This is a genomic window from Mucilaginibacter aurantiaciroseus, from assembly GCF_024055595.1.
GTDB classification, from domain to species: Bacteria; Bacteroidota; Bacteroidia; order Sphingobacteriales; family Sphingobacteriaceae; genus Mucilaginibacter; species Mucilaginibacter aurantiaciroseus.
Genome location: NZ_JAMXOF010000002.1, coordinates 914,610 through 927,105, shown reverse-complemented (window position 1 = coordinate 927,105; position 12,496 = coordinate 914,610). Strand labels below are relative to the sequence as shown.

General features: G+C 44.7%; 7 protein-coding genes. 1 reads left to right on the top strand and 6 read right to left on the bottom strand.

The window, feature by feature from the left end; genetic code table 11:
• Positions 1–165: 165 nt before the first annotated feature.
• From NAF17_RS12465 to NAF17_RS12455, 3 genes are all read right to left on the bottom strand, one after another.
• Positions 166–2,646 carry a glycoside hydrolase family 31 protein gene (locus NAF17_RS12465; RefSeq protein WP_252758321.1) on the bottom strand — a complete coding sequence of 827 codons (2,481 nt, stop codon included), beginning with the start codon at positions 2,644–2,646 and terminating at the stop codon, positions 166–168.
• Positions 2,647–2,805: 159 nt separating this feature from the next.
• Positions 2,806–4,515, bottom strand: coding sequence for an alpha-amylase family protein (locus NAF17_RS12460; protein WP_252758320.1), 1,710 nt, complete (start codon positions 4,513–4,515; stop codon positions 2,806–2,808).
• Positions 4,516–4,644: 129 nt separating this feature from the next.
• Positions 4,645–6,972, bottom strand: coding sequence for a family 65 glycosyl hydrolase domain-containing protein (locus NAF17_RS12455; protein WP_252758319.1), 2,328 nt, complete (start codon positions 6,970–6,972; stop codon positions 4,645–4,647).
• A 292-nt stretch (positions 6,973–7,264) separates the two neighbouring features.
• Here NAF17_RS12455 and NAF17_RS12450 point away from each other — a divergent pair, with 292 nt between their 5' ends.
• Entirely contained in the window at positions 7,265–8,569 is a 1,305-nt protein-coding gene (locus NAF17_RS12450; protein ID WP_252758318.1) for a flavin monoamine oxidase family protein, read from the top strand.
• A gap of 142 nt (positions 8,570–8,711) precedes the next feature.
• Here NAF17_RS12450 and NAF17_RS12445 read toward each other — a convergent pair whose 3' ends face one another.
• The 3 genes from NAF17_RS12445 to rpsA form a co-directional block, all read right to left on the bottom strand.
• Positions 8,712–9,635, bottom strand: a complete 924-nt coding sequence (locus tag NAF17_RS12445) for an aspartate carbamoyltransferase catalytic subunit (protein ID WP_252758317.1) — start codon at positions 9,633–9,635, stop codon at positions 8,712–8,714.
• A 95-nt stretch (positions 9,636–9,730) separates the two neighbouring features.
• Positions 9,731–10,276, bottom strand: a complete 546-nt coding sequence (gene pyrR, locus NAF17_RS12440) for a bifunctional pyr operon transcriptional regulator/uracil phosphoribosyltransferase PyrR (protein WP_252758316.1) — start codon at positions 10,274–10,276, stop codon at positions 9,731–9,733.
• Between the two features lie 152 nt (positions 10,277–10,428).
• On the bottom strand, positions 10,429–12,444 hold the full coding sequence (gene rpsA, locus NAF17_RS12435; RefSeq protein ID WP_252758315.1) for a 30S ribosomal protein S1: 2,016 nt from the start codon (positions 12,442–12,444) through the stop codon (positions 10,429–10,431).
• Positions 12,445–12,496: the final 52 nt, after the last annotated feature.

Below are 12,496 nucleotides of genomic sequence, written 5' to 3'. Positions count from 1 at the left end.
ATAGTAGCAGATATTTATTATTAAGGAAATATTTGAGTTTTTCAACCACAAAGTACACATAGAAAAACCACAAAGTACATAAAGCTTGAACATTGGTTAAGGGAAAATCCTTTTGACCTTTGTGCAAAAAACTTAGTGTTCTTTGTGGTTAACTATTTAAAAAACCTATTTAAAGATCTCTATTTGTTTAAAGTTCTTACTAAACTTAAACTCGTAGGTTTTATCAGGATTAGAATTAATAGTTGGGATCTCTTTGCCATCGGCCACAATTTTTGATGGCTTAAACGGCAGGCCATTCAGCTTAATATGGTAGCCCTCATAACGTGGAGTGTATAAACCTTCCATACTTTGTTTGATGGTCATCTTTTTTAAATCACCATTCACCACAAATTTTTTCTCGAGATAAATATCCTGCTCATAAGCAAAAGTTTCACCGTAATCTTCAAACAAAAACGAATTCACTTCGTAATCGCTGTAGTAGATATTCAGTTTTACTTCCTCAATTTCCTTTTCTCCGGTGTATTGCATTACAGGATATTCCGGGATCACCGAACCTGCTTTAACGAAGATCGGTATAATGTCAAGCGGCGTTGATACGTTCACCTCGCGGCCGCCGTCAACCATTTCCAGGCTCCAGAAATCGTACCATTTGCCTTTTGGCAGGTATACATTGCGGCTTTTTTGGCCAGGCTCCAATACCGGGCAAATCAGGATCTTGTCGCCATAAGTAAATTCGTCCTGGCGGAAATGGTTAGAAGCAACTTCCTGCTCCTGCATAACCACAGGCCTTAATATAGGGAAACCATAACGGTGGTGCTCCCAAAACGCCGAGTATAAGTATGGTAATAGCTTATAGCGCAGCTCTATAAATTTACGGTTAATGGAGGTGAACGGTTCGCCAAAGCTCCATGGCTCACGCTCTTTGGTATCACCTGCCGAGTGTGCACGCATAAACGGCGAGAAGGTACCCATCTGGATCCAGCGGGTAAACAGTTCACCATCCGGCTCGCCGCTAAAACCGCCAATGTCCGTTCCGCAAAAAGAGATGCCAGATACCGACAACCTTTGCAGCTGGATGTTACCCAATTTTAGGTGCTCCCACGATGCCACGTTATCGCCCGTCCAAACGGATGAATAGCGCTGAACGCCCGAGTAACCCGCGCGGGTAATGGTGAACGGGCGCTTATTTTTCATTTGCTTGCGCAAACCTTCGTAAGTGGCGCGTACCATTTGCATACCATAAACGTTGTGTGCCTTACGGTGCGACCCGCGGTAACCATCGTATTGGTGACGTACATCATCCGGAAAGGTACCCGAGCCAAATACTGCAGGCTCATTCATATCGTTCCAAACACCGGCAACGCCTACTTCAACCAATTCGTCAAACAAACCGCCCCACCAGGCACGTACCTCGGGGTTGGTAAAATCAGGAAACTGGCATCGGCCCGGCCAAACGTGGCCTTCCATAAAGTAATCGTCGCAACGGCGACAGAAATATTTGTTCTCTTTACCTTCTTTAAACACCGAGTAATTATCATCAACACGAATACCCGGATCAATAATCACAACAGTTTTAAACCCGTTGGCAGCCAGGTCGGCTATCATTTTTTTGGGGTTAGGGAAGTATTTAGGGCTCCATGTAAAACAGCGATAGCCGTCCATGTAGTCGATATCCAAATAAATACCATCGCATGGGATCCTGTTCTGGCGGAAACCATTTGCGATCACCCTTACTTTATTTTCGGGATAGTAGCTCCAACGGCATTGGTGATAACCCAAGGCCCAAAGTGGCGGCATTGGGTGTGTACCGGTTAGCAGGTGGTAGTTTTTCACCACGTCCATCATGTGCGGGCCGTGGATGTAGTAGTATTGTAGCTCGCCGCCATCTGCCCAAAAGCTGGTTTTGGTTGTGTCTTCGGCACCAAAGTCGAAGTGTGCTTTAAAGGTATTGTCGAAGAAAATTCCGTGAGCAATATTATCGCTCACGCTGATGTAGAACGGGATAGAGCGGTAAAGCGGATCTTGGTTAAAACCGAACGAATAAGCATCGGTGTTCCAGTTTTTTAAGCGTTTTCCGCGCAGGTTAAACTCGGTAGCCTTATCGCCAAGGCCGAAAAAGCTTTCGTCCTGCTCGCAGGTTTTGGTACAAAACACGTAGTAACCGCCAAACTGGGTGTTCTCCTCCCAGTGCATTGGCACCGCATCGGCGCTGGTCACATGGTCGTTCTTATCCGAAAACGAGATAAAGAAATCCTGCTTACGGATGTGGCAGTTTACAGATGGGGTTGATACCCTAAACTCCTGCTCGTTCTCCAGTAAAGTAAACTCGACTGCTTTTTGAGGCAACTCGGGTACCGCATAAGAAAACTCTTCCAGGAAAACGCTATGGGGCGCCAGGCGTACGCGGATAATCTCGCTGGTTACTATGGTAACCTCAACCTTAGCATTTCCATCGGTAAAAAATATTTTATTGCCTGCTTGTTCAGCATGATTGGGTATGCCCAGGTATTTTTTAACAATGGGCTTTATACCATCGGCGGGGTTATTTAAGTGGTGAAATTCTTCATCCTCTTCTATCAAATCCTCAACCTGCAGCAATTTCGCCGTTATCAGTTCCGGGTTTGGGTCAGGTACATTTTCTGCCATATTCAATTTATTTCAATAGGCCTTACCGGCAAAAGCCCTGTAAAGCAAGATTAATGTATCAGCTAATTAATTTTGTTAACAGCTAATAAACGATTATTTCCTGAAATTTCAAGCCATAATTACGCCAAAGTGCTGCCCTCGCGAGATTTTAAAGCAGAATTACAAATTTAGCAATAAACCACTGCTCGCCCCTACTACAACGGGGATGCCTGTATTGATATCAGCCGTAGAAAAGGTGTTCCCGCTTAACAGATCTGTAAAACTTGCCCCGCCGCCTAAGCCAAGTTGTGTAAGCAATTCCACAGGGATTTGGATATTAATGGCACGTTGGGTACGGTTAAAGTTGGCAATTACCAGTACTTTTTGGGTGGCTGTAAAGCGCAGAAAAATATACAGCATGGTATCAAAACCGGGCTGGTGCTCGTTGGCTATCATCAGCTCATAAAACTCGCCGTTGCTTAGCGCGTCGCTATTTTTTACCACATTCAATAACTTACTGTAAAAACCGCGCAATTCTTTTTGTGCCGACGTGAGGTTTGCGCCATCAAAAGCGCCGTTGTTCATCCATTGCTGGTGTGCAGGTACGCCCCAGTAATCAAAAATAGTGGTGCGGCCGTCATCGCTGCTAAAACCCATGGCACCTGCGGCAGATTCGCCTACCTCCTGCCCATTGTAGATCATAACCGGACCGGTTGCCAGCGTAGCGCTTACAATCATGCCGGGAATACCGTAATGGGCGTCGCCTGCAAAATCTCTGCTGGCTATGCGCTGCTCATCGTGGTTTTCCATAAAGCGGAGCATATGCTCGTCAATTCCGCGGCAATGGTCGTTCCATACTGCGTTTATTTCCCAGGTTGATGCGCCCGGCTCGGCGCAGGTTAATCGGCGAACGGCATCGTATAGCCCTACCTTATCATATAAATAATCGAAACCACCATTGTGGATATAGTTTTTGTACTGGGTTTTATCGTACGCTTCGCCAATGAATACTAACCCAGGGAATTTTTCTTTCAATTTAGGGATAAGCCATGCCCAAAACTCTACAGGCACCATTTCTATCATATCGCAACGGAACCCACCCACGCCCATATAGCCCCAGTACGTTAAAATATGCAGCATTTTATGCCACAGCGGCGGGATATGGTCGAAATAAGATTTTTTACCATCAAGGTAGTAAATCCCATAGTTTAGTTTTATGGTTTCGAACCAATCGTTTATGGAGGGCGCGGGGTTGAACACATCATTCCCCGTGGCTTTCGCCGGGAACTCATCAAATTTACCATCTTTTAAAAGCGAAGTAAATTCATCACCACCGGGATTATAACCGCCCGGCACCACAAACGGCTGACCGGGGATATAGTAATAGTCGTTATCGGGTGCAAAGTGCATGCTGTTGTCATCATGCTCGCCAAAATCATCCACGCCATCGGGCTTTACATCTGAGGCATAGGTACGGGCAACATGGTTGGGCACAAAGTCGATAATAACCTTTAATCCATTTTTATGCGAACGACCAATCAATTCTTTAAATTCCGAGATGCGGAACTCTATATCATCTGCAAGGTCGGTAGCGATATCATAGTAATCTTTGATGGCATAGGGCGACCCCGCACGACCTTTAACCACATCCGGATCGTCCGTTTTGATCCCATGGGCGGAATAATTCGTCATGGTGGCATGTTCGATAACACCCGTATACCAAACGTGACTAAAACCCATCGCTTTGATCTCCACCAAGGCTTTGTCGGTAATATCCTTCAGCTTCCCGGTGCCGTTCTCTTCCACCGAGCCGTAAAACTTATTGGTGGTATTTTTATTGCCAAACAATCGCGGCAGCAACTGGTATATAATTAATTTATGGTTGGGCATTTAGTTGACCGTGTTTGATTTATCTATACAATAATTTTATCGCCAAGTCAAGCGCCCAAGCTTGACTTTAGTGCTTTGGCAGCGTCCACGCTGCCGTATTTTCGTGAGCCTGGACGCTTACATCATCTTTCATTCAAGCGTGGACGCTTGAACGGGCGTTAGTTTTTCTGAATTTGATTTAATAAGCGTATCACTTCCGTAAATCTTTATTAAAATCTCTTTATCGGACAAGTTTTTAACCGTTACCCCATCTGCACTTACCCTTACATTCAGCAATGCGCCCCTAAACCCAACCTGGAAAGAAAACGCCTTCCATTGATGCGGCAATAACGGATTGAATGATAAAACATCATCCTTAACACGCATCCCGCCAAAGCCTTCTACTACGGCCATCCAGGTGCCTGCCATGGATGTGATGTGGCAGCCATCGTCGGTATCATCATTATAGTCATCTATGTCCAACCTTGAGGTGCGGAGGTAAAACTGGTAAGCCCGGTCAATATCGCCCAGCTTGGCGGCTAATATGGCGTGTACGCAAGGCGACAGCGACGATTCATGCACCGTCCGCGGCTCATAGAAGTCATAATTCCTGCGCATGGTATCAATGTCGTAATTATCCTCGAAGAAATACAGCCCCTGCAATACATCTGCCTGCTTAATATAAACCGAGCGCAGGATCCTGTCCCAGCTCCATTTTTTTACTAGTGGCTGTTCGGATGCGGGTAAGTCTTTTACTAAAATTTGTTCCTTGTCCAGGTAGCCGTCCTGCTGTAAAAAGATACCAATCTTATCATCATGCCCAAAATACATTTTGCCGATGATGTCCGCAAATTTCTCGCATTCCTGCTCCTCGCGGAAAGTTATTTTAGTAACCAAATCTTTGTATTTAGCCTGATTTGCTTCTTTTACCTTGCCAATTGCCTCGATGGTATATTTTAAACACCACACCGCGATGGTGCTGGTGTACCAGTTATTGTTAACGTTATTTTCGTACTCGTTTGGCCCGGTTACGCCCAGCATTACGTACTGCTGCCTTTCGGCCGACCAGGTAATCCGCTGCGCCCAAAAGCGGGAAATAGCGATCAAAACTTCTAAACCATAATCGGTGAGGTAGGCTTCGTCGCCCGTATATCGTACATAATTAAAAATGGCAAAAGCAATTGCCCCGTTACGGTGGATCTCTTCAAAGGTTATCTCCCACTCGTTATGGCATTCGGTGCCGTCCATAGTAACCATTGGGTAGAGCGCCGCGCCATCTTTAAAGCCTAATAGTTTGGCATTGTCTATAGCCTTTCCCAGTTGCTTATAGCGATATAACAGCAGGTTGCGTGCTACTTTCTGCTCGGCTGTCGCTAAATAGAATGGCACACAATACGCCTCGGTATCCCAATAGGTAGAACCGCCGTACTTTTCACCAGTAAACCCTTTGGGGCCGATATTAAGGCGATCGTCTTCACCGGTATAAGTTTGGTTAAGCTGAAATATGTTGAAGCGGATGCCCTGCTGCGCGGCGGCATCGCCTTCTATAATAATATCGTTGTGTTTCCATTTTTCGACCCATGCATTTGCTTGCTCCAGCAGCATAACAGCAAAGTATTTTTGGCTGATTTGGGTTACCTGGGCAATTGCTTTATCAGCAAGCTCTTGGGCTTTATAATTTTGTGAGGAAAGGTTTACTACATACTTGTAAAGCGTAAGCGGCTGCCCTGATACTGCATTTACAGTTATTTCGGCTCCTATATACTTTTCTTTTTGGATAGGTTTTGATGAAAACTCTTCAGGCTTACCTCCCCGATTAAGTAATACTTTCATGGCGGTTGCCACCTCGAAGCCGGTCTTTTTAGTTCGTAATTGCACAAAGCCGGTATCGTTGCCTACGTCTTTCTTAACCTCTTCCCAAAACTTCTCGCCATAGTTGGAATCTGCATTGATAATATCGCCATCGATAAACGGGGTGAGTTTGATATCGCCTGTAAAATTAATAGCAGTTACCGTATAAGAGATAGCCCCGGCCTCATCATCTACAATGCTGCAAAAGCGGGTACTCTCTATCCTTATTTCTTTACCCTTGGGACTTTTCACCAGCGTGTTACGCTGCAAATACCCTTCGCGCATATTCAGCTCACGCTTAAAATCAATCACCTCCCATTTGGCCAGGTCGAGTTGTTCGTCGCCTATCCAAACATCTATCCCTATCCAGTTGGCAGCATTCAAAACCTTGGCAAAGTATTCGGGGTAACCGTTCTTCCACCACCCCACGCGGGTTTTATCGGGATAGTAAACACCGGCAACATAGTTTCCCTGCAAGGTTTCGCCGCTGTAGGCTTCCTCAAAATTGGCACGCTGCCCCATGCGTCCGTTGCCCAGGCTAAAAACGCTTTCAGCAACCTTGTTATATGATGGGTCGAACCCTTCTTCGATGATTTTCCACTCGTCAACCTTAAAATATTGTTTCATGCTCTATGGGGTAAAATGTTTGCCGATAATAGTTTCGCTAAAATAGCAGAAACATGGATAAGTAGGTATAGAAATTACACGAGGAAGTTTACTCACCCCGGTCATTGCTACGCTCAACCACCCTCTCTCCGCAAGCGGAAAGAGGGTTAGAATATTATTCCTTTTCCCGTCACCCTCTTTGCAAAGCAGAGAGGGTCGCCAGCGAAGCGTAGTGGGATGAGTAAATCGCCTTGAGCAAAACGCTCTCTTGCATCTTCCACCCAATACTTTTACATTGCGTTACCTATCGTATATGAAAAACAACATTTTAATTATTGGGGCTGGGGCCGCCGGTTTAATGGCTGCGCGTACCCTTAGCAGCGCAGGCAAGCAAGTGACGGTGTTGGAAGCGCGTAACCGTACGGGCGGCCGCATCCATACGTTAAGCGACGAATTGGTTTTTAAGAACACCGAACTGGGTGCCGAGTTTGTACATGGCAACCTGCCCACTACCATCAATTTATTAAAAGAAGCGGGCATTGAATACCATAGTGCCAATGCCGAAATGTGGCGGTATCAAAATGGGGATTTCGAGGAGAATAGCATGGTGATCAAAGACTGGGACCTGCTCATTAAACGCCTCGACGAATTAAAGGAAGATACCAACATCTGGGATTTTTTGAATGAACAATTCCCGGGGGATAAATATGAGGAGCTGCGCAGCTCGGTATGGGCGTATGTATCCGGTTATGACACTGCCGACCCGCGCGATGCCAGTGCCTTTGCCCTGCGCAAGGAATGGGAACATGAAGAAATGGATGCCCAGCACAGGCTTAAGGGTGGTTATTGCAGCATGATAAATTATTTAAGCAACGAATGCAAAAGCAAAAGCGGGCAAATTTACCTGAACGCTGTGGTTAAGACAATCGAATGGAAAAATGGCAGCGTTAAAGCAATTACAAAAGATGGCTCTGTTTACGAAGCCGGACAATTATTGATAGCGATGCCTTTGGGCGTGCTAAAAGCCGCCGAGGGTGAAAGCGGCGTAATAACTTTTAACCCGCCGATACCTAAATATAGCAATGCCATACAACAAATGGGCTTTGGCTCGGTTATAAAACTACTATTTGAGTTTGATAACGCTTTTTGGCTGGATGCAAAAACGCAACAGATGGCGGGTAAAAACGTTGGTAAAATGGGATACCTGTTCAGCGATGAAGAGATACCAACCTGGTGGACACAGGTACCCGAGCACTCCACCGTACTAACCGGCTGGATAGGCGGCCCCGCGGCGGCAGATAAGATCAACACGCCCGATACCGAGGTATTGGAACAAGGCCTGCGATCGTTAGCTAATATTTTTAAGATAGATTTTGAAGAATTGAAAAACAAGTTGGTCGCCTACCGCATCATGAACTGGACGGCAGACCTTTTTACCCGCGGCTCTTACGCTTATGATACCGTTGATGCGCCCGAAGCACGCAAGGTATTAAATAGACCTGTTGAAGACACCATCTTTTTCACCGGGGAATATCTTTACGATGGCACGGCCATGGGCACTGTTGAAGCGGCTTTGACGAGTGGGCTGCAAGTAGCGGAGAGAATATTAAAGAATTAGATAGGTTTGCCCTAATTAGTAATAACATTTACAAGGTAAAAATTTGCTGAGCGATAGAGAAGCATCTAATCATCGCCATGTCGCCTACTTGTAGGTTGTAGATTAGATCCTTGGCTATCGCTCACAGGATGACAAAAACAGATTATGGCGTTTGCCCTGCCAATAAATATAGTACTGCCATACGGATGGCTACGCCGTTCTCCACCTGGTCGAGGATGATTGATTGCTTGCTATCGGCTACATCACTGGTAATTTCTACGCCGCGGTTTATAGGGCCGGGGTGCATTACGGTTATCGCTTTATCAAGGCTGTCCAAGATCTGTTTGTTTAGGCCAAACATCATGGTGTATTCACGCAGGCTCGGAAAATATTTTATATCCTGGCGCTCCAGCTGGATGCGCAGCATGTTGGCTACATCGCACCAGTTTAATGCTTTAATCAAGTTGTGCTCAACCTTAACGCCTAATGAGCCAATGTATTTGGGGATCAGCGTGGTAGGGCCGCAAACCATCACCTCGGCACCCAATTGTTTAAGGCAAAGGATGTTTGACAGCGCCACGCGCGAGTGCAGGATATCCCCTACTATCACTACTTTTTTACCGGCTACATCACCATAACGTTCGCGGATAGAGAAGGCATCAAGCAGGGCCTGTGTAGGGTGCTCATGCGCGCCATCACCGGCATTTACGATCTGGGCCTTTACATGTTTAGACAGGAAGATGCCCGCACCCGCGTAAGGGTGGCGCATTACAACCATATCCACTTTCATGGCCAGTATGTTATTTACAGTATCTATCAGGGTTTCGCCCTTGCTAACTGATGAGGAAGATGCAGAAAAATTCACCACATCGGCAGAAAGCCTTTTTTCAGCCAGTTCAAAAGAAAGGCGGGTACGTGTCGAGTTCTCGAAGAAGATGTTAGCGATAGTAACATCGCGCAGCGAAGGCACTTTCTTGATCGGCCTGTTCAGCACCGTTTTAAAATTATCGGCGGTTTCAAATATCAGTTCGATATCCGAGAGGTTCAAATCTTTAATTCCTAATAGGTGACGTGTGCTAAGAGCCATATTTTTATTTCGAATGTCGTCCCGATAGCTATCGGAATCGAATTTGCTTTTTCTTTATAAAAGTTGACTTCAAATCTGAAATCGTAAATCTAAAATCACTTCGCCTCCGATACCAACACAATCCTGTCCTCGCCGTCGGTTTCCTTCCAGCTTACTACTACTTTTTGTGATGCTATGGAATCCACCTCGATGCCTACATAATCTGCAGAAACCGGGATGTGTCGAGAGTATCTTCTGTCGACCAGTGCCAGCAGCTCCACTTTCTCCGGCCTGCCAAATGCCTGCATGGCATCCATAGCGGCGCGGATGGTGCGGCCTGTCCACAGAACGTCGTCCATCATAATTACCTTTTTGCCTTCGATTATAAAATCGATCTTGGTTTGGTTGGGCACCAGCGGCGAACCCTGGCGGCGAAAATCGTCGCGGTAAAAGGTTATGTCCAAATCGCCTTGTTCTATTTTACTGTCCGGTAAAATCTTTCTTAATTCGTCGGCTACGCGCTTAGCCAGGTATATGCCGCGTGGCTGTATCCCAATTAAAACAGAGCCTGAAAAATCGTTGTGATTTTCGATCAATTGACGACATAAACGCTGAATAGTGATTTGGAATTTTTGACCGTCGAGCAGCGTTAAGTTTTGCATCGTAAGGGTGGATTTGGGCAAAGGTAATTTTTTTTGCTGATTTGTAAAATAGCCAATACACATTACTTGAAAATCAAAACGCAAATACAAAGCTATCCACAAAAAAAGCCTCCCGATAAATCGGGAGGCTTTTGTATGTAAACTTTTAAAGATTAAACTTCTTCGGTTTCTTCAGCAGCAGGAGCTTCAGCTTCCGGTTCTACTTTTTTAGCAACAGGAGCAACAGGGGCTTTTTTAGCCGCTTTGCTTTCTGCACCTTCCATTTGCTCTTTTAACTGAGCAAGAACGCTAAGGTCACCTAAAGTTGATTTCTCTACTGATTCTTTCACTTTCTTAACCGCGTTGTTAGCAGATTTTGCTTCTTTTTTACGGTTTTCGAACTCCTGAACACGGGCATCAGTACGAGCTTCTTCCCAGATACGTGAGTGTGAAATAACGATACGTTTGTTCTCTTTGTTAAACTCGATGATTTTAAATTCAGCGGTTTCTTCAGCCTTTACAGATTTACCGTCTTCTCTTACAAGGTGTTTTGTTGGGCAGAAGCCTTCAACACCGTATGGTAAAGCTACGATAGCCCCTTTATCAGTTACTTTAATAACAGTACCTTCATGGATCGAATCGATAGTGAAGATAGTTTCAAAAGTATCCCAAGGGTTTTCTTCAAGCTGTTTGTGGCCTAAGCTTAATTTACGGTTTTCGATGTCAAGCTCAAGAACTATAACGTCTAATTTTTCGCCAACCTTAGTAAATTCGTTAGGGTGGTTTACTTTTTTAGACCATGATAGGTCAGAAATGTGGATCAAGCCGTCAATACCATCTTCCAGTTCAACAAACACACCAAAGTTAGTCATGTTTTTTACTGTAGCGATGTGTTTAGTGCTAATGGCGTATTTCTCGCCAGCGTTTTGCCATGGGTCAGGAGTCAATTGTTTGATACCTAAGCTCATTTTACGCTCGTCGCGGTCTAAGGTTAATACCTGTGCTTCAACTTCGTCGCCAACTTTAAGGAATTCCTGAGGGTTACGTAAGTTTTGAGACCATGACATTTCTGACACGTGGATCAAACCTTCAACACCCGGGATAATTTCTAAGAACGCGCCGTAATCAGCAACAGTTACAATTCTACCTTTAACCTTTGAACCAATAACTAAATCGGTATTAAGCGACTGCCAAGGGTGTGGGGTAAGTTGTTTTAAACCTAAAGCGATACGTTTTTTCTCGTCATCAAAATCAAGAACAACAACGTTGATCTTCTGATCCAATGCAAGAACTTCTCTCGGATGCTCGATACGGCCCCAAGATATATCTGTAATGTGTAGTAAACCGTCAACACCACCAAGGTCAATAAATACACCAAAATCGGTAATGTTTTTAACGGTACCTTCCAATACCTGGCCTTTTTCAAGTTTGGCCACAATCTCTGTTTTTTGGTTTTCCAAATCGTCTTCGATAAGCACTTTGTGCGATACCACAACGTTTTTGAATTCGTGGTTTATCTTAACAACTTTAAATTCCATTGTTTTGCCCACATAGATATCATAATCTCTGATAGGTTTGATATCAATTTGTGAACCTGGTAAAAAGGCTTCAACACCCATTATATCCACAATTAAACCACCTTTAGTTCTGCTCTTAACAAAACCGGTGATGATCTCATCATTATCCAGTGCCGAATTAATGCGCTCCCATGATTTTTGAGTTTTTGCACGTTTACGAGACAATACTAACTGACCATTAGCATCTTCCTGTGATTCTACAAATACTTCAACGCTATCACCAACCTTAAGGTCTGGTGTATCACGGAACTCAGAAACAGATACCAAACCGTCAGATTTAAATCCGATGTTTAATACCACATCTTTGTTGTTGATATTTACAACAATACCCGAGATAATTTCGCCTTTAGTGATAGAACTGAATGTTCCGTCGTAAAGTTTTTCTAACTGCTCGCGGTCGCTATCGCTGTAGTTACCAAATTTTTTGTCATCTGCATCCCAGTCGAAATCTTGATCTGGTGTAGGTGCAGCTGCAATTTGAGATTTGATCTCTTCGATTGATATTGAATCAGCTTCTGATTCAATTGTTTCTTTTTCTGCGGTTGCCGTAACTGTACCCAGTTCAGCTTCCTTAGCTTTTAATTCTTTTTCTGCTTCTTGTTTTTTTGCCATTAATAAATTTTACTCCTTTTTCCCAATACTTAATTGGGATTGCAAAGGTACG